Source organism: Microbacterium sp. NPDC090003 (genome assembly GCF_044748385.1).
Taxonomy (GTDB): domain Bacteria; phylum Actinomycetota; class Actinomycetes; order Actinomycetales; family Microbacteriaceae; genus Microbacterium.
Window position 1 is genome coordinate 1,828,064 of the sequence record NZ_JBIVFW010000001.1, and the last position, 20,923, is coordinate 1,848,986.

Here is a 20,923-nt window from a genome sequence, read left to right on the forward strand (position 1 = left end):
ATGAAGAAACTCCCCCTGCGCAGAGCGCTGGTCGGTGCCGTCGCCCTCGGCGCGGTCGTGACCCTCGCGTCCTGCTCGACGACCCCGAGCGCCGACGCCCCGGCGAGGGAGAGCTCGGCAACGGATGCCGGCGCCCGCGTCGCGATCTCGTACGACGGCGGCATCCTGGTGCTCGACGGCGAGACCCTCGAGACCGTCGCCGACTTCGACTCCGAGCCCTTCACCCGGCTGAACCCCGCCGGCGACGACCGGCACGTCATGGTGACGATGAGCGAAGGCTTCCAGGTGCTCGACACCGGCGCCGGCTCGTCGGACGACGCGGCCCTCACCGACACGGTCTTCGAGGCCGACACCCCCGGCCACGTCGTGCGTCACGGCGGCAAGACGATCCTCTACGCCGACGGCACGAGCGACACGACCATCTTCGACACGGCCGATCTGACGGACGCCGAGGGTCTCCCCGAGGTCGAGACCATCGCGGGCGTGGAGGCGCACCACGGCGTCTCGATCGTGCTCGAGGACGGCACGTTCCTCACCACGGTCGGCAACGCCGACGGGCGCAACGGCATCGTGGTGCGCGACGCCGACGGCACCGAGATCGCCGCGTCGGACCAGTGCCCCGGCGTGCACGGCGAGGGCACGGCCGAGAACGAGGTCGTCGTGTTCGGCTGCGAGGACGGCTCTCTGGTCTACGCCGACGGCGAGATCACGAAGCTGTCGGCTCCCGACCAGCCCTACGGCCGCATGGGCAACGCCTACGTGAGCGAGTCCAGCCCGATCATCGTCGGCGACTACAAGAACGACCCGGATGCCGAGGGCTACCTGCTCGGCGCCGTCACCCTCATCGACACCGAGGCGCTGACGTACGAGGTCGTCGACCTGCCCGAGGGCGCGGAGTACACGTTCCGCGACGTCGCCCGCGGTCCGGGTGAACTCGCGTACATCCTCGGTTCCGACGGAGCGATCCACGTGCTCGACCCCGAGTCCGGCGAGATCACCGACGCCTACCCGGTGATCGACGCGTGGGAGGGACCCGCCGAGTGGCAGGACGCCCACCCCGCGATCGTCGTCGCCGGTGACATCGCCTACGTGACCGAGCCCGCCGCGAACAGCGTGCACGCCGTCGACCTCACCACGGGCGAGGTGCTCGCGAGCACCGAGCTCGACGTGACGCCGAACGAGATCGCGCCGGCCGCCGGCTGATCCCGGGCGCTCTTCCCGCCCTCGGTTCGGGAGGAGAACACCGCGATGGGAGGACGAATTCTCAGAATCCGTCCTCCCATCCGTGTGATCTCCTCGCGAACGGGTGTTGGCCCCGCTCACAACCGCGGAAGCAGACCCTCCAGGAACTCCGCCGTCGACTCCCACCCGGTCACCGCATGGCACGCGACCCCCATCGCGAGCACGGGGTAGTCGTTGCCGGCGGGATCGAGCCGGTCTCCGACGAACAGCATGTCGTCGAGGGGGATGCCGGTCTGCTCGACGAGCCGTCGCATGCCGTACGCCTTGTCGATGCCCCGCTCGGTGATGTCGATCGATGTCGATCCTCCCGAGCGCACCTCGAGATCGGGCAGTCGGGCGGCCACGGCCGCGCTGAGGGAGTTGCGCTTCTCGCCCGTCGGATCCCAGGCCGCCTTGGCCTCGAGCGGAGCCTGCTGACCCAGTGCCGAGAAAGTGATCTGCGAGCCGCGGTCCTCGATGACGTCGCCCCAGGTCGTCTCCTCCCACAGGCCGAGCCGGCGCGCCTCCTCTTCCAGCACGGCGGCCGCCTCGGCACGGCGCCCCGCGTCGAGATCGAGGGCGTACACGGTCTCGATCCCGTTCGGACCGATGCGGTAGTACTGGGTGCCGCACGCCGGGAGCAGATGGAAGTTCGCCAACGTCTCCGGGCCGGCGGCGGGGAGCCGGTCGACGACCTGCGCCGTGAACTGCTCGAGGCGTCCGCCGGAGATGATGGCGACGGTCACGCGCTGGGCGAGCGCCACGAGGAGCGCCCCCATCCGGGGGCCGATCGCGCTCTTCGACGGCGCCAGGGTGTCGTCGAGATCGAAGGCCACGAGGCGCGGCGCGGGCGCGGTCATCCCATCGCCTCGGCGATCGCTTCGCCCGGCCCCCGCACGGGCCCCGTGCTGCCCCGCACGATGAACTCGACCGGAGGCAGCTCGATCGTTCCCGGTTCGCTCCCCTCGACGATCGAGACGAGGGCGCGCGCGCAGGCATTGCCCCACTGGAAGACGTCCTGACGCACGGTCGTCAGCGGCGGGATGATGTACGGCGCGAGCGGGATGTCGTCGAAGCCGATGATCGAGAGATCGTGGGGCACGCGCACGCCGCGGTCGATCGCGGCCGAGATGCCGGCGATGGCCATGATGTCGTTCGCGTAGATGATGGCCGTCGGCGGTTCGGGGTCGTCGAGCAGTTCGTGGGTCGCGCGCGCCCCCGCCGCACCGGTGAAGTCGGCTTCGACGACGGCGCCGGGACGCAGTCCCAGCTGGGCGAGCTCGGAGGCCCAGGCCTCGCGACGCACGCGCGAGTGCACGTAACGATCGGAACCCGAGACGTGCGCGATGCGCTCATGCCCCAGGGCGTGCAGATGGCGGACGGCCCGACGGATGCCGGCGGCGTCGTCGAGCCCGATCGGGGCCGTGCCCTCGCCGGCACCCGAACCGAGCAGCACGCAGGGCATGCCGAGTCCGGCGAGCTCGGCCGGACGCTCGTCCTCGACGCGGAGGTCGGTGAGGAAGACGCCGTCGACCCGGGCTTCGTGGGCGAAACGCGAGTATGCCTCTCGTTCGGCGTCCTCGCCGTCGACGACCTGCAGCACGAGGGCGTAGCCGACGGTCGACAGGAAGCTCTCGACACCCGCGACGAACTGGGGGAAGAACGGGTCGGTGCTCAGCAGCTCGGGGGCGCGGCGGATCACGAGGCCGAGCGCCTGGGCCCGGCTGCGCGACAGAGCGCGCGCCCGGGCATCCGGACGCCATTCGAGAGCGCGAGCGGCTTCGAGGATGCGCTCGCGCGCCTCTTCGCCCACCCCGGAACGGCCGTTGAAGACGAACGACACGGCGCTCTTCGAGACGCCGGCCCTGGCCGCGACGTCGCCGATGGTGATCTTGCGCTGCAGCACGGGCGAGGCGGGCCGATCGGCGCCGACGCCGTCGGGGGGAGTCGCGTTCATGGTTGTAGTGTAACCGACCGTTTAGCGGGATTTAGCGGCGTCTTGCGCCGGAAGTCCGGCAGGTTGACCTCACACAACAAAACCGGTTTACTAAAGGAGTTGTCACCGTCGCGCAGCACCGGACCACGGTCGGATGCGACGACGGAACGGTCGTATCAGTGAGGAACAATCGCCATGGGCAGTGCCGCACCAGCGCAGAGATCGAAGGCCGACCCGCCGCGTCGTCGCGGCGGCGCGCTGCACCGATGGCTCGGCGACAATCCCCTCGGACTCCTGCTGAGCTCGCCGTACGTCCTCTTCGTCGTCGTCGTCTTCCTCATCCCGTTCGGGTTCGGGATCTGGATGTCGGTGCACGACTTCTACTTCACCGCCCCGGGCGTCGCCGTCGAGCATCCGTTCGTCGGCTTCGAGAACTTCGCCGCCGTGCTGGCCGACCCGGTCGTGCGCCAGGCGTTCGGCAACCTGCTGATCTTCCTCGTCATCAACGTGCCCCTCACCGTCGTGCTGGGCCTGCTGCTCTCCTCCGGCCTCGACGCCGCCGTGCACTGGAAGGGCTTCTTCCGCATCTCGTACTACGTGCCGTACGTGACGGCATCCGTCGCGACGCTCGCCGTCTGGATCTTCCTGTTCAACGGCAACGGCGTCGTGAACTCCCTGCTCGGCTCGCTCGCCCCCGAACCGTCGTGGCTCGCGAACTCGGGCCTGATCATGCCGCTCATCGCGGTGTACGTCACCTGGAAGAACCTCGGGTTCTACATCCTGCTGTATCTCGCCGCTCTCCAGAACGTGCCCAAGGAGCTGCACGAGGCGGCCCAGCTCGACGGCGCCGGCCGCTGGCAGCGATTCCGCTCGGTGACGCTGCCCGCCGTGCGCCCGGTCACCTCGCTCGTCGTGCTGCTGTCGATCATCACCACCGGTCAGATCTTCACCGAGCCGTACCTGCTCACCGGTGGCGGGCCCAACAACGCCTCGATGACCCCGGCCCTGCTGATGTACCAGCAGGGCATCCAGCAGGGGAAGCCCGACATCGCGGCCGCGATCGGCATGATCCTCGTCATCGCCGTGATGATCGTCTCGCTCGTCTCGCGCCGCATCACGGAAGGCAAGAACCGATGACCACGTCGACGACCCGCACCGTTCCCGATCGGGCCGCCCGCCCCGCGCGCACCGGGCGGGTGCTCGGCGCGGTGCGCTTCGCGCTGCTGCTCATCGGGGCGCTCGCGGCGCTCGTGCCGTTCTACTACATGGTCATCGGCGCCCTCCAGCGCACCCGCGAGACCAGCCTGTTCGGCCTGCTGCCGCTGCCGCAGAACCTCACCTTCGACAACTTCGTCGCGATCAACCAGTCGGTGAACCTGCTCGGATCACTGCTCAACTCCCTGATCTTCACCGCCGGTGTGGTGGGCTGCACGCTCGTGTTCGGCCTGCTCGTGGGCTACGCGCTCGCTGTGCTGTCGTTCCGCGGACGCGGCATGGTGTTCGCGCTCGTTCTGCTCGTGCAGGCGATCCCGTTCCAACTGCTCATGATCCCGCTGTACGTGATGGTCGTGCGCTACTTCGGTCTCGCCGACAACTTCATCGGCATGATCCTGCCCTTCGCGATCAACTCGGTCGCCGTGCTCATCTTCCGCCAGTACTTCCTGCAGATCCCCCGCGACGTGTTCGACGCCGCCCGCATCGACGGCGCGAGCGAGGTGCGCATCCTGCTCTTCATCGCCGTGCCGCTCGTGCGCCCCGCCGTGCTCACCGCGATGCTCGTGACCTTCATCGGACCCTGGAACGAATTCCTGTGGCCGTTCCTCGTCACGAAGGACGCGACGAAGCAGACCCTGGCCGTGAGCCTGGCGAATTTCTCGCAGACGAACGGCTCGTTCCTCGACAACCCGATGGGTGCCGTGCTCGCCGGAGCCTGCGTGCTCGCCGTGCCGGTGGTCGTGCTCTTCCTCCTGTTCCAGCGGCACTTCACGTCCGCGAACCTCGGCTCGGCCATCAAGGGCTGAGCACTCGACACCGAAAGACCCCGAAGGCATCGCCATGACTCCATCCTCCCCACCCGCCGCCGACCTCACGACGCGGATCCCCTACGCGCTGACCCGCCTCGGCACGATCATGACGGCGAGCGCCGACGACCCGCTCGAGGCCGAGGGAGTGCTCAACCCGGGCACCGCCTGGGGGCCCGACGGCGAGCTCTACCTCTTCCCGCGGGTCGTGGCCGACGGCAACGTCTCGCGCATCGCGCGCGCTCGTGTCGTCGTCGACGGCGGCGTGCCGGTCGGTGTTGAGCGGCTCGGCGTCGTGCTCTCGCCCGATGAGCAGTGGGAGCACGGTCGCCAGAACGCCGGCGTCGAGGATCCGCGCATCACCTTCCTCGAGCCTCTGGGCTTCCACGTGATGACGTACATCGCCTACGGACCGCTCGGGCCGCGTCCCGCTCTCGCGGTCTCGCGCGACACCGTCTCGTGGGAACGGCTCGGGCCGATCCAGTTCGCCTACCAGCCCGAGCTCGCGACCGACCTGAACCTGTTCGCCAACAAGGACATCGTGTTCTTCCCCGAGCTGGCGCCCGGCCCCGACGGATCGCCGTCGATCGCGCTGCTGCACCGTCCGATGTGGGATCTCGACTGGCTGCGTCCCGGCGAAGGCGCCCGCCCGCCCGCGGGTATCGACGAGGATCGCCCGTCGATCTGGATCGGGTACGTGGATCTCGAAGAAGCCCGTGCGGATGTGCGCGCCCTCACCCGCGTGCGCGACTCCGCGATGATCGCCGCCCCCGAGATGGCCTACGAGAGCGCGAAGATCGGCGCGGGACCCTCGCCGCTGCGCGTGCCCGAGGGCTGGCTCCTGCTGCATCACGGCGTCTCCGGCGCGACGCCCAAGGGCTTCGAGCTGGCCCACGGCTCGGTGTACTCCGCCGGGGCGATCCTGCTCGACGCCGACGACCCGCGGCGGATCCTCGCCCGCTCGCCCGAACCGCTCCTCGCCCCCGAGACCGCGGAGGAGACGCAGGGCACGCTCGCGAATGTCGTCTTCCCCACCGCGGTCGAGAAGATCGGGGAGCGCACGTTCGTCTTCTACGGCATGGCCGATTCATCGATCGGTGTGGCGGAGCTCACGCACCTCTGAACCGCAGACCTCGAAGGCCGTCTCCCCGGGGAGGCGGCCTTCGTCGTGCCCGGATCAGCGGCGCGGGGCCCTTCGACGGGCTCAGGGACCCAGGCCCCTCCCCCGATCAGCCGCGCGGGGCCCTTCGACAGGCTCAGGGACCCAGTGGACCCTCTCCTCCTGGGTTGCTGAGCCTGTCGAAGCATCCCCCACGCGCGACACGGACACGACGACGGGGCCGCCCCCGGAAGGGAGCGGCCCCGTCGTCGGAGAGGCGTCAGTCGACCCGGCCGCGCCGCACGGCGACCGTCGCAGCTCCCGAGACGAGCAGCAGCAGTGCGATCCCCAGGGTCCACGGCAACCAGGCGAGGTCGCCACCCGTGCCCGGCAGTGACCCGGAGCCGTCCGAGCCGCCGTCGGAGCCGCCACCCGGGGTCCCGGGCGTACCGGGGGTGCCCGGCCCACCGGGGACACCCGGCTCGTCGGCGGCGAGGATCGTCACCGGGGTCGAGGCGATGTCGGCATCCGCCTGCATCACGACGACCGTGTGCTCGCCCGGGTCGACGTCTGCCGGCACCGTGCCGCGGAACACGATCGTGCCGTCGTCGGCGGCCGTCACGCCGCCGAGGTCGACGGGCGCCGATCGCAGCTGGATGACGTACTCGACGCCCGCTGCGAAGCCGCTGCCCGTCACGTCGATGCGGCCGCCGACCTTCGGGGTGCCGTCGACCGTCACCACGGGAGCGACGACGTCGGGATCGACCGTGACGGTCACCGGTGCCGAGGGCTCCGACCATCCGCCGGCGTTCTGCGCGCGCACGGTGACGCCGTAGTCGCCGGGGCCGAGATCGGTGACGGATGCCGAGAGCACAGCGCCCTCCGTCTGCACCACGCGATCGCCGACCGTGACCTCGTAGGCGGTGACTGGCGATCCGCCCACGCGCTCGGGAGCCGACCACTGCACGGTCACGGCATCCCGCGAGGCCGTCGCCACGACATCGCGCGGGGCGCTCGACACGGCGTCGACCCGCACGAGGCCGGCGAGCGCCGCCTCGAGAGCGGCGGCCGCGGCATCCACGTCGCTCTGCGGAGCACCGGGCGTGCTCCGCACCTGCTTCGCCGCCTCGAGCGCCGGCAGCAACGGCGCCCAGCTCTCGGGAGTGTGGGCGGTGCTGTCGAGGGCGTTCGCCGCATCGATCTGCGCCTGCAGCCGCGAGGTGTCGGCGTCGACCGTCACCCCGCACCACGCGATCTCGGTGCCGCCCTGATGGCGGATGCCGATGGTGGTGCGTCCGGGTTCGCGGGCCTGGAGATCGACCTCGACCCGTCCGTCCTCCGATACCCGCGCCTCGCCCGCGACGGCGACGACCGACTCGTCCATCGAGATCGCGGTGAACACATCGTCCGGGTTCACCGGCGAGACCGTGGCGGCGGCGACCGCGTTCGAATCACGGACGACGGTCACGGGGCCGGTGCACTCGAAGGTGTATCCGCCGTAGAGCTCGAACTCCCAGACGTTGAGCCCGTACTGCGTCGAGGGAAGACCCGCGAGCCGCACGTACCGCACCTCGGCGGGCGCGAAGTCGTGCGTGTGGGTGAGCGTGGGCTGTGCCGTCTGCACGCGGGCCAACGGCATCCACGTCGCACCGTCGACCGACCCCTCGATCCGGTAGTCGTTCGACGTGCCGGCCTCCCAGGCCACGATGGCTCGTGACACCGAGCGCACGCTCCCGAGATCCACCTGCAGCCAGTGCTCGGCGACCGCGCGCGCCGACGACCACTTGGTCGACCTCGAGCCGTCGGTGGCCTTGGGGCCGGTGATCGTGGCGTTGTTCTGGTGCACGCTGTCGGCGGTGGTCGGGCGGCCCAGGGCGAGGTTCGCGTTGGCGGCGGGTACGGCCGGCGCCTCGGCGACGAGCCGGTCGGAGAAGACCTCGAACTCCCAGAGCGAGGGACCGTAGTTGAGCGCGCGGGTGAGCGTCTGCATGCGCACGTAGCGCGCGGTCTGGCCGTCGAGCGTGATGACGTCGATCCCGCCGTCGCTGCCGCCGGACGGCGTCGTGTACGCGTCGCGCCAGGCCCTGCCGTCGTCGGACAGCTGGATCTTGTACGTCTTCGCGAACGCCGCCTCCCACGACAACCGCACCGTCGAGACCGGCTTCGACGAACCGAGGTCGATCTGCGCCCAGGCGCTGTCGGCGTTGTTGCCCCGCCAGCGCGTGTCGGGGTCGCCGTCTGCGAGCGAGAACACGAGGTTGTACCCGGCGTAGCCGGACGCCCGCGTGGCACTGTCGATCGCGAGGTTCACGCTCGACGCCACGGTCAGTTCGCGGATGCCGTAGCCCGCACCCTCCCCGTCGAGGACGAGCACGCGGACGTGCTCGGCAGCGGTCGGGTCGATCGCCACCTCGTCGACGCCGCCGTCGCCGCCGGCGATGTTCGCGCGGTCGGTCCAGTCGATGCCGTTCGGCGAGGTCTGCACGACGTAGTCGGAGGCGAAGGCATCCGCCCAGTCGATCGTGACCTTCGTCACCCACGATCCGCGAGGCAGGGTGGCCGAGGCCCACTGCGTCCCGCCGGCGGCCGAGCGCCACACCGACGCGGTGTCCCGGTCGCCGAGGGCGTCGACGGACGAGCCGTCGGCGGTGCTGCTCGCGGCGAACGGCGAGGCCGCGGGGAGCGCACCGTCGACGAGCGGCGCGGACACCGTCTTGCCCAGGTTCTCGCCCGAGCCGAGTCGGAACACCGCGTGCTTCTCGGCCCCGCCCCCGGTCAGGGTCACGCCGACCGAGAGTCCGGCACGGTCGGGGTTCGAGAGGCTCACGACAGGGGTTCCACCCCGCTCGTCGAGCAGCACGATCGCGGGCTGGTCGACCGCCAGGGTGCGGCCGTCATCGAGGTCGAGCGAACCCGGTGCGAAGAAGGTGGCCATCGTGATGCCCGCGTCACTGCTGCGCACGGCCTGCACCTCGGTGTCGTTGCGCAGGGTGCGGACCGCGGGCTTCGCCGCGTACGCCTCGACCTCCGCGGGAGTCGCGGCGGGCAGCACCGTGTAGTCGTAGGTGCCGGCCGTGGGCTTCGCGCCATGGTCGACATACAGCGAGAACGCGTCGCGGCTGAGGGTCTCCTCTCCCTCCCAGCTGCCGGACTGCGCCTTGTTCGAGACCTTCACGTCCTGCCCTGCGGCGAACACGTACCCGACCTCGTCGTTGTACGCCCACGACGCCGAACCGACACCCTGCTGGTCGGTGCCGGCGGCCACGGGTCGGCCGCCGACGCTCGCGTTGGGCTTCGCGGATGCCTGGTTGATGGTCGTGTGCACGGCCGCGTCACTGGTCGAGGCGATGCCGGCGCCGAGCGCCACCATGCCCTCGTCGAACGAGAAGTAGCTCTTCTGCGCCGTGGTCCCCGCGGTGTCGAGGGTGAGCACGCTCACCCCGAACTCACCGTTCGAGGTGCCGCCGGTGAAGCTTCCGCCGTCGCCGTTGCGGCCGCGGTTCTCGAAGCCGCGCTCGGTGCGCTTGACGTTCGGGGCGGTCACCCCGGGGTAGTGCCACCAGTCGAAGGCGGGGCCGAGGTCGAGGTACTCGCGGTTGTTCACCTGGATCGCCGTCGAGCCCATTGCGTTCCAGTAGACGGGGTTGCCGAGCTCGTCGCGGTACGAGGTGCGCAGCTCGGCGCCGAAGGTGCGCGACGAGTTGAGGCGCGTGAAGATGCCGTATCCGTCACGCAGGTGCGACGAGAACTCGGAACGCCAGAAGTACTTGTTGCCGGTGACGCCGTTGGTCTCGGTCTTGCCGAGCACGCCGTCGAGCACGGCCTGGTACGCGGTGGCGTACAGGGCGTCGGTGCGCGCCATCCGCTGCAGCGGCTCGATGAACTCGGAGGCATGGCTGGTGACGTCGTTCACCGTCTTCGGCGGACGGTAGTTGAGGTAGAGCATGCCGATCTCACCGCGGATCAGCCAGCGCGTGCCGCTGATGAAGTAGAACGCGATCGAGTCGAGCTGGTCGCGCGTGAAGGCGAGACCGGTGCCGCGGGCGACATCCGACCAGAGGGCGGCGTAGGTGAAGAGCACCATGCCGTAGCCCTCGCTGTAGAGCTGCGCGCCGTGCGCCCAGAAGCTGCCGTCGGGCTGCACGGCTTCCTGCACGGTGCCGGAGTGATCGACCGCGATCGTGGCGACGATCGTGGCGAAGCCCTCCTTCACCTTCGCGATGTCGCGGGTCGACAGCGCCTCGAAGATGTAGTTCGACGTGCGCCACGCGCCGTTCGCGCCGACGGGGTCGAGCTTGCCCGTGTTGTGCTTCAGCGCGACGTCGAACGCTTCGGGGGTGAGCGCCGAACCGAGGAACATCGAGATGCGCCCCATGGCGATCGACTCGCCGATCTCGGTCTCCCACCAGTTGGTGTTGCCCGGATTCACGCGATCCCAGTGCAGCAGCGCCCGACCGACCGCGTCGACGAGGCGAGGATCCCCGAAACCCTCGGCGTTCGGGTCCTTGAAGGCCTGCGTCATCGCCAGCATCCGATACAGCGCGGTGTACGCCGACCACACGCTGCCGTTCGCCGAGCTGGTGCGATCGGCGTAGTTCACATCCGACCACGAGCCGTCGGCGTTCTGCGACGCGACGTAGTCGAGCGCCTCCGACGTGCGGGCGAGGTAGATGCCGTTGGCGATGATGATCTCGTCACCCTGACCGAGGTAGTACTCCTCGAGGCGATCGATGACGGTCGCGACGTCGTCGTCCGCAGCGGCGGATGCCGGAGCCGCGAGCGCGGACGATCCGAGGACGAGGGCGAGGGTGAAGGCGATGAACGCGGCGATGCGCTTCATGGCGGGGCTCCTTTGCCGGGTCTTGCCGGGTTTCTGCGTTGCCGGGCACGGCGAGGGTGCGACGGCGGCTCCGGCTCGACGGCGGAGCGAGGATTCCCGGGGTGCGCGCCATGACACGCGCACCCCGGGAGCGACCGGCCGAGGGCCGGTCGAGATCGATCAGCCCTGGGCGATCAGAGCATCGATCTTGTCTGCGGCGGTCGAGAAGGTCTCTTCGAGGTCGCCCTCGCCGGCCTGCACGGCCTGACCCCACGCGTCGCGGAAGGTCTGCCACATCTCGGTCGCGTCGGCGACGTTGGGCACGTCGACCGTCAACGGGACGGATGCCGCGAACGTCGCGAGAACCGGGTTGCTCGCGAGGTAGTCGCCGGCGATCGCATCGACATCGGTGCGGGTCGGGAACTGCCCCGTGGTCTCGAGGAGAGCCAGGTCGTTCTCGGCATCCATCGAGAACTTCACGAAGTCCCAGGCGGTCTGCTTGTTCTCGCACGACGTGTAGAGCCCGACGTTCTTCGAGTCGCCGAAGGTGTAGGTGTCTTCCGGAGCCGTGCCCGCGGCGGTCGGCAGCGGTACGACGCCGTACTCGACCTTGCCGTCGAACGCGCTCGCGCCCCACGGACCGGCGATGCCCATGGCCGATACCCCATCGGCGAAGGGGCCAGCCCAGGCGTCACCGCTGTACGCCTCGGCCGAGGAGTAGCCCTCGGAGTACATGGTCTTCCAGAACTCGAGGGTCTCGAGGCCGGCGTCGCTGGTGAACGCGGCGGCGCCGTCGCTCACGAGCTGCGTGCCACCCGAGTTCGCGAGGAAGAACGGGTAGAAGTCGAAGAGCGAGTTCGTGTAGTCGCCGGATGCCGGCGGGTACAGCGAGAAGTCGGCGGCACCGCTCTCCTTGATCGCCGCGGCGGCGGCGAGCACGTCGTCGTAGGTCGCGAGCTCGGGGTTCTCGGGATCGAGACCGGCTGCGGCGAAGGCACCCTTGTTGTAGTAGAGCATGAAGGGGTTGGCCTTCCACGGCACCTGGTACAGATCGCCGTCGGGCGAACGGAAGCCGTCGGCCGCATCGCCGGAGCGCTCGGTGATGAAGGACTCTCCGTCGTCGAACGTCTTCGAGATGTTGACCAGGCCACCCTGCTTCTGGAAGGCCGGCACCGCAGCCGGAGCCGTGTTGTAGACGAGGCACGGCGTGTTGCCGGCCGTGATGGCGGCGCCGATCGCGTCTTCCGACGACTTGCCCGAGGGGATGGCCGCCGCGGTGACCTGCTCGTCGGGGTGGTCGGCGTTCCACGCCTCGACCACGGCCTCGGCCCACTCGATCTCCTGCTCGTTCGTCGAGTACCAGATCGAGATCGGGCCGGAGGTCAGTTCGCCCCCGTCGGGGGCTGCATCGCCGCCGGTCGAGCCGCAGGCCGCGAGGGGCAGGGCGAGGGCGGCGAGTGCGAGAACACCTGCATAACGCTTCATTGCGAAAACTCCTTCGTTCGGTCGCCTCGGGTCGGCTACCTGCTGTGTAGGGCGATCACGGGGATCGCTCGACACAAGTAAACCGGTTTTGTAAGCACACGTCAAGAGTGTGCTCGACGCACACAAAGTCCCCGAATAGTCGCGCGAAAATGACATTGCCGGTGATGGCAAAGCACTAAACAGAACTAAACCGAGGCGATGCGATCTCCCCGGAACGCTTCGTCAGCGCCCCAGCGGGATCACCTCGCGGTGTTCCGCACCGTTCGAATACGAGACGAGCTCGACCTGAGTGGACGTCTCGCTCACGGGGCGTGCGAACTCCGAGACCCGAGCGGCCTCGATCGCCGCCCAATCCGCGCCCGACAGCGTCTTGCCGTAGACGACGGACATATGGAACGTCCACTCGTCGAGGGGGAGTTCGCCGAGGCGGCGGAAGTCCGTCGCCTCGAGCCTGTCGGTCAGAGTCGCATAGGCGGAGAGGAGGGAGTCGGTGCGAGCCAGGCGGAGGATGAGGACCTGCCAGGGTTCCGGAAAGGCGTCGATGGCTTCGCCCGTGATCTCGATCGGATCCTGCTCGATCGCCCAGGCGCGCACGAAGGCGGTCAGCTCTGCACGACGCTCCGGCTCGTAGAAGCCTCGTAGTGTCACGTGGCCCGTGTGCGGATGCGGGAGTCGGTGCAGAGCAAGGGCCTCGTGCTGTTCGACGCTGTAGCGATCCGCCAGTTCCCCCGTCGGACGCAGCACGAGATACTGCTGCCCTTCCAGGGATTCGAGCTGCTCCGGTGTGTTCATGAACGGTCGACGCATACGACGACGCTAGTAAACATCGGCAGTCGGGATCACCCCGTGGGCGGCGCGCCGCCGCAACGCGGGACGGGATCTATCGGGAGTCTTCCGCCTCTCGCCGGCGCCCCTCGCGCTCCGACGATCGACCGGCCGTCGCCCCACCCAGCGACACCGTCGAGAGGAGACCGAGCGCGAGGAAGCCCGCGGCCGTCCAGGCCGCGTAGCGCGTGCCGTCGGAGAAGGCTTCGCGCGCGGCATCCGCGGTGTCCGCCGTCTCGGGGTTTGCCGCCAGTCCGCTGATCGCCGCACCCGCGCTGTCGACCACCGACGAGACCACCTGGTCGCGCTGCGCGGCCGGCAGGCCCTGATCGTCGAGCGAGGGCGACAGGATGCCGGCCGTGCTGGTGAAGAGCACGGTCCCCAGGATCGCTACACCGAGTGCCGCGCCGAGCTGCCGCGAGGTCGACTGCGTGCCCGAAGCCGCGCCACTGTCGGCCACCGGCACATCGGCCAGCACGACGCCCGTGAGCTGGGCGGTCGCGAGCCCCACACCCACGCCGTAGACGAACAGCAGCGGGATGAGCGGAATCCACGAGGCATCCGGACCGATCGCGAGGCCGACGCCGGCGACACCGACGACCTCGGCGAGGAGCCCGATCCGCACGATCCATACAGGTGCGATCCGGCCGCTCGTCGCCCCGGCGATGCCGCTCGCCAGGAACGAGCCGCCGGCGAGTGAGAGGAGGAGCAGGCCCGTCTGCAGCGCGTCGAAGCCGATCACGAACTGCAGCCACAGCGGGAGGGCGAGGATGATCCCGAACTCGCCGAGCGAGACGACCGCCGCGGCGATGTTGCCGTTGCGGAACGAGGTGATCGAGAAGAGCCGCAGGGCGAGGAGGGTCGAGCGGCCGGCGCGCTCGCGGTGCACGCCCCACGCGATGAAGGCGATGAGCCCGACCACCGCCAGGGCGAACGCGAACGGGATGGGCGAGATCTCGAAGGGCCAGGTCCAGTCGCCAACCTCGGGGCGCTGCTCGACACCCCACCAGCCGTAGGTGCGCCCCTCGATCAGACCGAACACGAGGCTGCCCATCGTCACCACCGACAGCAGGGCCCCCACCCCGTCGATGCGCTCGGTGCGATCGCTGCGCGTCTCGGCGACGGTGAGCGCGACGCCGATGATGATCAGCACGCCGAGCGGGATGTTGATGCCGAACGCCCATCGCCACGAGAACGCGGTCGTCAGCCATCCGCCGAGCAGCGGCCCCACGGCGGCCATGCCTCCGATGGTCGACCCCCACACCGCGAAGGCGATGCCGCGTTCACGGCCGCGGAAGGTGGCGTTGATGATCGATAGCGTGGTCGGCAGGATCATCGCTCCGCCGACGCCCTGGGCGAGTCGGGCGAGGATGAGCGCGCCACCGTCGGAGGCGAGCGACGCCAGCACCGACGACGCTGCGAACACCACGACGCCGATCAGCAGCATCCGTCGTCGCCCGAACCGGTCGGCGAGGCTGCCGAACACCAGCAGCAGAGCGGCGAAGACGAGGGTGTACGACTCCTGCACCCACTGCACCTCGGTGGAGGTGATGCCGAGGTCGTCGACGATCGCGGGGATCGCGACGTTCACGATCGTCGAGTCGACGAGTCGACGATGATCAGCGACACCGCGATGCTGATGAAGACCAGGCCGACCCACCGCAGCCTTACGTGCTTTTCCATAATGTCTAGCTTAGCTAGCATTCTCGATCTGCAACAGTCTGCGTGAAGCTCGTCGCCAGCATCAGAACCGGGGCGGGGCCATCGCGAAACTGGGTCGCTGCACAGAGCATTCGCCGGATCCCCGAACGTGCCGCACCCGTTCGGGAGGAGATCTCCGCGTTGGGAGGACGGATTCTCAGCATCCGTCCTCCCAACCGTGTGTTCTCCTCCCGAACGGGCGGGCCGATCCACGCAGAGGGCCTTCGACAGGCTCAGAGTCGCTGAGCCGAAAACCGAGTCGCTGAGCCGGAAACTGAGTCGCTGAGCCGAAAACTGGGCCACTGAGCCCGTCGAAGCGCCCCCGCACACGAAAACAGGGGCGGGGCCGTCGAATGGCCCCGCCCCCTCCTACTGTCCCCAGCAGGTCTCACCCAGCGCACGGCTGGGAATCATGTCAGTTCTTGAACGCGTCCTTGACGTTCTCGCCGGCCTTCTTCGCGTCGGCCTTGACCTGGTCGGCCTTGCCCTCGGCCTCGAGCTTCTCGTTGCCGGTGACCTTGCCCGTGGCCTCCTTCGCCTTACCGGCGATGTCCTCCGCGGCGTTCTTGATCTTGTCGTCGAGTCCCATGGTGTTTCCCTTCGTGATGGTGGTTCTGGCGGCGGGGTCCTGCCCCCGCCGTCCTCCCGCCGGCCGATGCGCGACCGACGGTGAGTCTGTGCAGCCCGGTCAGCGGGCGGATGCCGTCACGACAACCGCCGCTGATCGTGGGCGAGCCGTGCCCGCAGGCCGGTGTGGATCGACACGTAGGCGGCGGTCTCGCGCCCGGTGAGCGTGGCGAGGTTGGTCAGCAGCCGGTCGAGGTGGTCGACCAGCTCGCGCGGATCGGTGTTCTGCCGTGGGGTGACCGACACGTGCAGCACCGGCTCCCGGCGCACGTCGTTGGCGGTCACATTGGCCGAGAGGATCTCGTCGCGGCCCGCGAGCGACTTCTTCACGACATCCGACACGAACGACTCCGTGACGGTGACGCGTCCGAGCGGGTTCTGGGCCCCGGACGAGCGCAGCGCCGTCTTCGACCGACGGCCCGAGACGCTCGTGAGCGCGAGGATCAGCAGTGCGATCACGACGACGATCGCGACGACCGCTCCGACTCCGATCCACGAGGCGGCGCCGCCGGCGATGCGCGTCGCGGCACCCGCCTGATCGAGCCAGGTCTCGGCGTTCTTGCCGGCCGCCGTCCAGACGTCGGCCGCGGTGGGCCAGCTCAGGAGGGCGATGCCGACGGCACCGAGGCCCAGGAAGATCAGGCCGATGATGAGCAGCAGAGTGCGGTTCAGCGCACGGTTCGTGGCGTTCACAGGTCGGCGTCCTTCTCGTTCGCGCGCTCGATGCGAACGCGGGTGCGGATGCTGCGGGTCAGCCGGTAGGTCTGCAGCTCGGACTCGGCGAGGGAAAGGACCTCGCTCTGCTCGAGAGGGACCCCGGCGCCGGGACGCACGGTCACGTCGACGCTGCGGTGGCCGACACCCACGGTGATGGCGTCGCGCGCGATCCCGGTCTCCTCGGAGAGATGCTGGGCGAGAGCGCTGGCGATCACGCCGTTGTCGACGACGACCGCGCGGTCGCCCGCCTCGAGGGTGTGCTTCGACAGCCGGCCCGGCGTGATCGCGAGGAAGACGAAGACCAGGCCGATGAGCGCGAGCACGACGCTGCCGGCGATGACGAGGCCGGCGGGCTGCGCCGTGGGCAGGCCGACCAGCCACCCTGCGGCGGCCGCCGGACCGACCAGGAGCGCGGGCTGGGCGGCGAGGCTCAGCACGATCTCGAGGGCGACGTAGGCGAGAGCGAGGATGAGGAGGACGACCGCGACGAACATCGCGACGGTGCGCGGTGAGTGTGTCTCGCGTCGGACGACGCGGCGGAGTGCGGGGGTGCTCATCGCACTCGTCTCCTTTCGGGGATGATGGCGCCGGTGATGGTGAGGGCGATGCGGCTGACCTCGTGGCCGAAGAGGCCGGTCAACTCGCGCTGCAGGTGTTCCTGCAGCTCGCGGGCCCGGTCGAGCACCGGTGTGGTCTGGGCGATCGCGGCGGTGTCGTCGAGATCGGGAACGGGCAGCGGTGACGAGATGCGCAGGGCGAAGCCTGCCCCTCGCGCGACGACGTCGGCCTTCACGTCACTGCGGGAGACGCCGATCACCGATGCGGACGCCTGTTCCGCGACCGTGCGATAGACGCGTTCCTTCACCTCGACGCGACCCGGGACGGACTCCCCGCCGGTGGCCTGCCCCGCGGGGCGGCCACCGGCGATGACGTTCTGGTCGACGCGCATCAGGAGGTTCGCCGCCCCGTGATGACGTCGGCGAGACCGCGGACGTCGAGCTTGCCGGAGGCGATGCGTCCGACGAGCGCTCCCACCCCTGCGAAGACGGCCATGAGGAGGAATCCCCAGAAGCCGAAGAGCAGGGCGGCGAGGGCGAGAAGTGCGCCGATCAGGGCGCCGGTGGTGGTGGGGCTCATGAGACGCGCGACTCCTCGTTCTCGTGGGTGTTGTCGTCGCCGGGCACGTGCACGTCGTTCACCTCGACGTTGACCTCGACGACCTCGAGGCCGACGAGACGGGTGATCGCTCCGGCGACGGCGGCGCGGACGTTGTTCGCGACGGTCTGGATGGGTGCCGGGTACTCGACGACGATGGTGAGGTCGGCCGCGGCCTGGGTCTCTCCGACCTCGACCTTGACGCCCTGCGCGAGGTCGGTGGCGTTGATCACGTCGCGGATCGCGCCGAAGGCGCGTGCTCCGCCGCCACCCAGCGCGTAGACGCCCGGCACCTCGCGCGCGGCGATACCGGCGACCTTGGCCACGACGCCCTCGGCGATCGTGGTGGTACCGGCGGCGTCGACGTCGGCGGGGATGCGCGAGGTCGAGAACCCGGCGGAACGGTCCACGCGGGGAGCGACGACGGCGGGCGTCGGAGCGCCGGTGGTGTCGGGCAGCTCCTTCTCGGCGGGGCTGGTCGACGTGCTCTTCTGGTCCTGGGTTGCCATGACGTGTCCTATCTCTTTCGATGGCCGATCACAACCCCTGGGGGATCCGGATCGGGAGCGATAACGTCGCTCACAAGTAAGAGGCGCGGATCACACGATTCGTCACAAAAAAGTTTCAGGAATTCTCGGTGGAGGTCCGATGGCCCGCTCGACGGATCCGCGCAGGGGCGATCTGACGATCGTCTCGGATCGCGTCCTGGTGCATCGCTCCATCGACGGTGACGCCTCCGCGTTCCGTGAGATCGTGCGGCGATACGCGGGTTCCATGCGGGCGTACGTATCGCGCATCGTCGGGTCGCTGAGCGAGGCCGACGACGTGGTGCAGAACGCCCTGGTGACGGCGTGGAGGCAGCTCGACTCGCTGCGGGATCCGGATGCCGTGAAGTCCTGGCTCATGCGCATCGCCAGCCGCGAGGCCTTCGCCTTCATCCGCAGGCGCCCCACGGATGCGACGCTCACCGGTTACGATGCCCCTCATACCGAGAGCACCCAACCCGAGCAGATCGCGATCCGCAACGCCCAGCTCGCGGCCCTGTCGAAGGCTCTCGATACGCTGCCCGAAGATCAACGACGGTGCTGGCTGCTGCGCCAGGTCGCAGAGCTCAGCTACACCGAGATTGCAGAGGAAATGGACACCTCACCCAGCACGGTCAGAGGACTCCTCTCCCGTGCCCGTTCGAGCATCACGATCCAGATGGGAGGCTGGCGATGACCGTGCACGACCACGATGACGCGCTCGACTGCGGCACGACCATCGATCAGCTCTCGGACTACCTCGACCGCGACCGTACGCCGCGCGACCCGCACATCGAGACCTGCCCCGACTGCCTCAATGCGCTCGAGGCGCTCGAACGCGTCGGTCGCCTGTCGCGCGACCTCATCGATGCGGATGCCGCCGAGCTGCCCGCTCCCCCGGAGTCCTGGTTCGAGCGGATCTTCACCTCCATCCAGGAGGAACTGCGCGCCGGGCGCAGCCTGCCGATCAGCCACCCCGATCCACGCGTGCAGATCACGGTCACCGAGGGGGCCGTGCGCGCCCTCCTCCGCGACAGCGGAGACGCGATCGACGGCGTCTTCATCAGCCGCACCGAGATCGTCGGCGACGCCGAGACGCTCGGCGCACCGGTCGAGATCAACCTGACGGCATCCGTCCGGTTCGGCACCTCGATCCAGCACCTGACCGACGAGCTTCGCGAGGTCGCCTACGCCGCCCTGGCGACGCACACCGATCTGAACGTCGCCGCCGTCAACATCTCCGTCGAAGACATCCACACCGACATCAAGGATGTGTCATGAGCATCGTCACCCCCGAAGAACCCGCCGACCTCGCCCGCCACGTGCGCACCGTTCCCGGGGTCACGAACATCTTCACGGCGCGCCCGCTGCTCGCCCGTCTGCCGGAGGTCGTCGCGGCGGCATCCGCGAAGGACTCCGACGGCCCGGTGGCCGACATCCTCGTCTCGACCGAACCCGACGGGACCTCGGTCGTCTCGACGCGCATCGCCACCTCGACCGACGACAGCAGCGTCGCCACTGCGCGCCGCGTCGCCGACACGCTCCTCGCGCACACCCCCGACACCGCCCGCATCCAGCTGCAGATCGCCCGCATCCGCTGAGCGCTTCATCGGTTCCTGAGCGAACGAAGCGAGACGACGGGCCCGCCCCGCCCCCCCCCGTTCGGGAGGAGATCTCCGCGTGGGGAGGACGGATGCCGGAGATTCCTCCTCCCATCCGTGAGAACTCCTCCCGAACGGATGCCGAACACCCCGAAAACTCCATTCACGCGAATCCATCCACCCCGAACGGGCGTAGGCTGGACGGAAGGACGGACCGTCCGAGAAGATCTCCCGGAGCAGTGCCCGCCCGGGAAGAAGCCCACCCATGGCTCAGTACGACGTTTCGGACCGCTCGGCGATCGTCACGGGAGCAGGCAGCGGAATCGGCAAGGCCACCGCTCTCCTCCTCGCGAAGAACGGCGCCGCGGTCGTCGTCAACGACCTGAACGCCGAGCACGCGAACGCGGTCGTCGAAGAGATCCGTGCTGCGGGCGGCGTCGCCGAGGCCTCCGTCGGCGATGCGACCGACCCGGCCTGGATCGCCTCCTCGGTCGAGCTCGCGAACTCCCTCGCCCCGCTGCGCATCGGCGTGAACAACGCGGGTATCGGCGGAGCATCCGCCCCCACCGCCGAGTACACCGATGAGGCCTGGGACAAGGTCATCTCGATCAACCTCAACGCCGTCTTCCGCAACATGAAGGCGCAGCTGCCCGCGATCCTCGCCAACGGCGGCGGCTCGGTCGTCAACGTCGCGTCGATCCTCGGCAGCGTCGGCTTCGCCAACTCTCCGGCCTACGTCGCCGCCAAGCACGCGGTCGTCGGCATGACGAAGTCGGCCGCTCTCGAGTACTCGGCGCAGGGCGTGCGCGTGAACTCGGTCGGCCCCGGCTTCATCGACACCCCGTTGCTGGCGACCATGGGCGAAGAGGCGAAGGCCTACCTCGTGAGCAAGCACCCGATCGGCCGCCTCGGCCAGGCCGATGAGGTCGCGAACCTCATCGCCTTCCTCGCGAGCGATGCGGCCAGCTTCGTCACGGGCAGCTACCACCTCGTCGACGGCGGCTACACCGCCCAGTAAGCGGATGTCGCGGGGCGGGATGCTTCGACAGGCTCAGCAACCCGGTTTCTGAGGCTCAGCAACCCGGTGTCGCAACTGGGTCCCTGAGCCTGTCGAAGGGCCCGCCCCGTACCACCGCCCCAAACGTTCATCTCTTGTTGGACATCGCGTCCACAAACCTCCATAGTGTTCCTG

Annotated in this window: 19 protein-coding genes and 1 pseudogene; 8 read left to right on the plus strand and 12 right to left on the minus strand. The window is 69.3% G+C overall.

Annotated elements, in window-relative coordinates; translation table 11 throughout:
• Positions 1 to 1,203 carry a zinc metallochaperone AztD gene (gene aztD, locus ACIPVN_RS08770; RefSeq protein ID WP_400442122.1) on the plus strand — a complete coding sequence of 401 codons (1,203 nt, stop codon included), beginning with the start codon at positions 1 to 3 and terminating at the stop codon, positions 1,201 to 1,203.
• 116 nt (positions 1,204 to 1,319) lie between these two features.
• Here the strand turns inward: aztD and ACIPVN_RS08775 are convergent, their stop codons facing one another.
• Positions 1,320 to 2,081, minus strand: a complete 762-nt coding sequence (locus ACIPVN_RS08775; protein ID WP_400442124.1) for an HAD-IIB family hydrolase — start codon at positions 2,079 to 2,081, stop codon at positions 1,320 to 1,322.
• A complete protein-coding gene (locus tag ACIPVN_RS08780) occupies positions 2,078 to 3,178 on the minus strand; it encodes a LacI family DNA-binding transcriptional regulator (protein WP_400442126.1) in 1,101 nt (366 codons plus the stop codon). The genes ACIPVN_RS08775 and ACIPVN_RS08780 overlap by 4 nt, the downstream gene beginning before the upstream one ends.
• A 174-nt stretch (positions 3,179 to 3,352) precedes the next feature.
• Here ACIPVN_RS08780 and ACIPVN_RS08785 point away from each other — a divergent pair, with 174 nt between their 5' ends.
• Genes ACIPVN_RS08785 through ACIPVN_RS08795 form a run of 3 tightly spaced genes read left to right on the plus strand, consistent with a single transcriptional unit; the run spans position 3,353 to position 6,301 of the window.
• The gene (locus ACIPVN_RS08785) at positions 3,353 to 4,294 is read left to right on the plus strand and encodes a carbohydrate ABC transporter permease (protein WP_400442128.1); all 942 of its coding nucleotides are present in this window, start codon (positions 3,353 to 3,355) and stop codon (positions 4,292 to 4,294) included.
• Positions 4,291 to 5,178 (plus strand): carbohydrate ABC transporter permease, encoded by an 888-nt coding sequence (locus ACIPVN_RS08790; protein WP_400442130.1) that lies wholly within the window; start codon positions 4,291 to 4,293, stop codon positions 5,176 to 5,178. Before ACIPVN_RS08785 ends, ACIPVN_RS08790 begins: the two co-directional genes overlap by 4 nt.
• A gap of 34 nt (positions 5,179 to 5,212) precedes the next feature.
• On the plus strand, positions 5,213 to 6,301 hold the full coding sequence (locus ACIPVN_RS08795; RefSeq protein ID WP_400442132.1) for a glycosidase: 1,089 nt from the start codon (positions 5,213 to 5,215) through the stop codon (positions 6,299 to 6,301).
• A 256-nt stretch (positions 6,302 to 6,557) separates the two neighbouring features.
• On the opposite strand, the gene ACIPVN_RS08800 is transcribed toward ACIPVN_RS08795, so the two are convergent.
• The 10 genes and pseudogenes from ACIPVN_RS08800 to ACIPVN_RS08845 form a co-directional block, all read right to left on the minus strand.
• The gene (locus ACIPVN_RS08800; RefSeq protein WP_400442133.1) at positions 6,558 to 11,117 is read right to left on the minus strand and encodes a discoidin domain-containing protein; all 4,560 of its coding nucleotides are present in this window, start codon (positions 11,115 to 11,117) and stop codon (positions 6,558 to 6,560) included.
• A 159-nt stretch (positions 11,118 to 11,276) separates the two neighbouring features.
• Complete coding sequence (locus ACIPVN_RS08805; protein WP_400442135.1) at positions 11,277 to 12,581, minus strand: ABC transporter substrate-binding protein; 1,305 nt, start codon at positions 12,579 to 12,581, stop codon at positions 11,277 to 11,279.
• 222 nt (positions 12,582 to 12,803) lie between these two features.
• Complete coding sequence (locus ACIPVN_RS08810) at positions 12,804 to 13,388, minus strand: 2'-5' RNA ligase family protein (protein WP_400442136.1); 585 nt, start codon at positions 13,386 to 13,388, stop codon at positions 12,804 to 12,806.
• Between the two features lie 73 nt (positions 13,389 to 13,461).
• Positions 13,462 to 15,089 (minus strand): annotated as a pseudogene (locus ACIPVN_RS08815) (DHA2 family efflux MFS transporter permease subunit).
• A gap of 433 nt (positions 15,090 to 15,522) precedes the next feature.
• Positions 15,523 to 15,696: a CsbD family protein gene (locus ACIPVN_RS08820; protein WP_400442138.1), complete on the minus strand. Its 174-nt coding sequence runs from the start codon at positions 15,694 to 15,696 to the stop codon at positions 15,523 to 15,525.
• Positions 15,697 to 15,812: 116 nt separating this feature from the next.
• Positions 15,813 to 16,427, minus strand: a complete 615-nt coding sequence (locus ACIPVN_RS08825) for a hypothetical protein (RefSeq protein WP_400442140.1) — start codon at positions 16,425 to 16,427, stop codon at positions 15,813 to 15,815.
• Entirely contained in the window at positions 16,424 to 17,008 is a 585-nt protein-coding gene (locus ACIPVN_RS08830) for a DUF6286 domain-containing protein (protein ID WP_400442142.1), read from the minus strand. The genes ACIPVN_RS08825 and ACIPVN_RS08830 overlap by 4 nt, the downstream gene beginning before the upstream one ends.
• Positions 17,005 to 17,400: a hypothetical protein gene (locus ACIPVN_RS08835; protein WP_400442144.1), complete on the minus strand. Its 396-nt coding sequence runs from the start codon at positions 17,398 to 17,400 to the stop codon at positions 17,005 to 17,007. Before ACIPVN_RS08835 ends, ACIPVN_RS08830 begins: the two co-directional genes overlap by 4 nt.
• Positions 17,400 to 17,588 carry a DUF2273 domain-containing protein gene (locus ACIPVN_RS08840; RefSeq protein WP_400442146.1) on the minus strand — a complete coding sequence of 63 codons (189 nt, stop codon included), beginning with the start codon at positions 17,586 to 17,588 and terminating at the stop codon, positions 17,400 to 17,402. Before ACIPVN_RS08840 ends, ACIPVN_RS08835 begins: the two co-directional genes overlap by 1 nt.
• The gene (locus ACIPVN_RS08845) at positions 17,585 to 18,115 is read right to left on the minus strand and encodes an Asp23/Gls24 family envelope stress response protein (protein WP_400442148.1); all 531 of its coding nucleotides are present in this window, start codon (positions 18,113 to 18,115) and stop codon (positions 17,585 to 17,587) included. Before ACIPVN_RS08845 ends, ACIPVN_RS08840 begins: the two co-directional genes overlap by 4 nt.
• Before the next feature lie 139 nt (positions 18,116 to 18,254).
• On the opposite strand from ACIPVN_RS08845, the gene ACIPVN_RS08850 reads away from it, so the two are divergent.
• The 4 genes from ACIPVN_RS08850 to ACIPVN_RS08865 all read left to right on the plus strand — a co-directional run bounded on the left by ACIPVN_RS08850 (position 18,255) and on the right by ACIPVN_RS08865 (position 20,749).
• The gene (locus ACIPVN_RS08850; protein ID WP_400442149.1) at positions 18,255 to 18,827 is read left to right on the plus strand and encodes an RNA polymerase sigma factor; all 573 of its coding nucleotides are present in this window, start codon (positions 18,255 to 18,257) and stop codon (positions 18,825 to 18,827) included.
• Entirely contained in the window at positions 18,824 to 19,411 is a 588-nt protein-coding gene (locus tag ACIPVN_RS08855; RefSeq protein ID WP_400442151.1) for an Asp23/Gls24 family envelope stress response protein, read from the plus strand. The genes ACIPVN_RS08850 and ACIPVN_RS08855 overlap by 4 nt, the downstream gene beginning before the upstream one ends.
• The gene (locus ACIPVN_RS08860) at positions 19,408 to 19,731 is read left to right on the plus strand and encodes a hypothetical protein (protein ID WP_400442153.1); all 324 of its coding nucleotides are present in this window, start codon (positions 19,408 to 19,410) and stop codon (positions 19,729 to 19,731) included. The genes ACIPVN_RS08855 and ACIPVN_RS08860 overlap by 4 nt, the downstream gene beginning before the upstream one ends.
• A 265-nt stretch (positions 19,732 to 19,996) precedes the next feature.
• Complete coding sequence (locus ACIPVN_RS08865; RefSeq protein ID WP_247623794.1) at positions 19,997 to 20,749, plus strand: SDR family NAD(P)-dependent oxidoreductase; 753 nt, start codon at positions 19,997 to 19,999, stop codon at positions 20,747 to 20,749.
• Positions 20,750 to 20,923 lie beyond the last annotated feature (174 nt).

Excerpts from the sequence above, each read along its gene's own strand:
- aztD (WP_400442122.1), top strand. The coding sequence starts at position 1 with ATGAAGAAACTCCCCCTGCGCAGAGCGCTGGTCGGTGCCGTCGCCCTC.
- ACIPVN_RS08775 (WP_400442124.1), bottom strand. The coding sequence starts at position 2,081 with ATGACCGCGCCCGCGCCGCGCCTCGTGGCCTTCGATCTCGACGACACC.
- ACIPVN_RS08780 (WP_400442126.1), bottom strand. The coding sequence starts at position 3,178 with ATGAACGCGACTCCCCCCGACGGCGTCGGCGCCGATCGGCCCGCCTCG.
- ACIPVN_RS08785 (WP_400442128.1), top strand. The coding sequence starts at position 3,353 with ATGGGCAGTGCCGCACCAGCGCAGAGATCGAAGGCCGACCCGCCGCGT.
- ACIPVN_RS08790 (WP_400442130.1), top strand. The coding sequence starts at position 4,291 with ATGACCACGTCGACGACCCGCACCGTTCCCGATCGGGCCGCCCGCCCC.
- ACIPVN_RS08795 (WP_400442132.1), top strand. The coding sequence starts at position 5,213 with ATGACTCCATCCTCCCCACCCGCCGCCGACCTCACGACGCGGATCCCC.
- ACIPVN_RS08800 (WP_400442133.1), bottom strand. The coding sequence starts at position 11,117 with ATGAAGCGCATCGCCGCGTTCATCGCCTTCACCCTCGCCCTCGTCCTC.
- ACIPVN_RS08805 (WP_400442135.1), bottom strand. The coding sequence starts at position 12,581 with ATGAAGCGTTATGCAGGTGTTCTCGCACTCGCCGCCCTCGCCCTGCCC.
- ACIPVN_RS08810 (WP_400442136.1), bottom strand. The coding sequence starts at position 13,388 with ATGCGTCGACCGTTCATGAACACACCGGAGCAGCTCGAATCCCTGGAA.
- ACIPVN_RS08820 (WP_400442138.1), bottom strand. The coding sequence starts at position 15,696 with ATGGGACTCGACGACAAGATCAAGAACGCCGCGGAGGACATCGCCGGT.
- ACIPVN_RS08830 (WP_400442142.1), bottom strand. The coding sequence starts at position 17,008 with ATGAGCACCCCCGCACTCCGCCGCGTCGTCCGACGCGAGACACACTCA.
- ACIPVN_RS08835 (WP_400442144.1), bottom strand. The coding sequence starts at position 17,400 with ATGCGCGTCGACCAGAACGTCATCGCCGGTGGCCGCCCCGCGGGGCAG.
- ACIPVN_RS08840 (WP_400442146.1), bottom strand. The coding sequence starts at position 17,588 with ATGAGCCCCACCACCACCGGCGCCCTGATCGGCGCACTTCTCGCCCTC.
- ACIPVN_RS08845 (WP_400442148.1), bottom strand. The coding sequence starts at position 18,115 with ATGGCAACCCAGGACCAGAAGAGCACGTCGACCAGCCCCGCCGAGAAG.
- ACIPVN_RS08850 (WP_400442149.1), top strand. The coding sequence starts at position 18,255 with ATGGCCCGCTCGACGGATCCGCGCAGGGGCGATCTGACGATCGTCTCG.
- ACIPVN_RS08855 (WP_400442151.1), top strand. The coding sequence starts at position 18,824 with ATGACCGTGCACGACCACGATGACGCGCTCGACTGCGGCACGACCATC.
- ACIPVN_RS08860 (WP_400442153.1), top strand. The coding sequence starts at position 19,408 with ATGAGCATCGTCACCCCCGAAGAACCCGCCGACCTCGCCCGCCACGTG.
- ACIPVN_RS08865 (WP_247623794.1), top strand. The coding sequence starts at position 19,997 with ATGGCTCAGTACGACGTTTCGGACCGCTCGGCGATCGTCACGGGAGCA.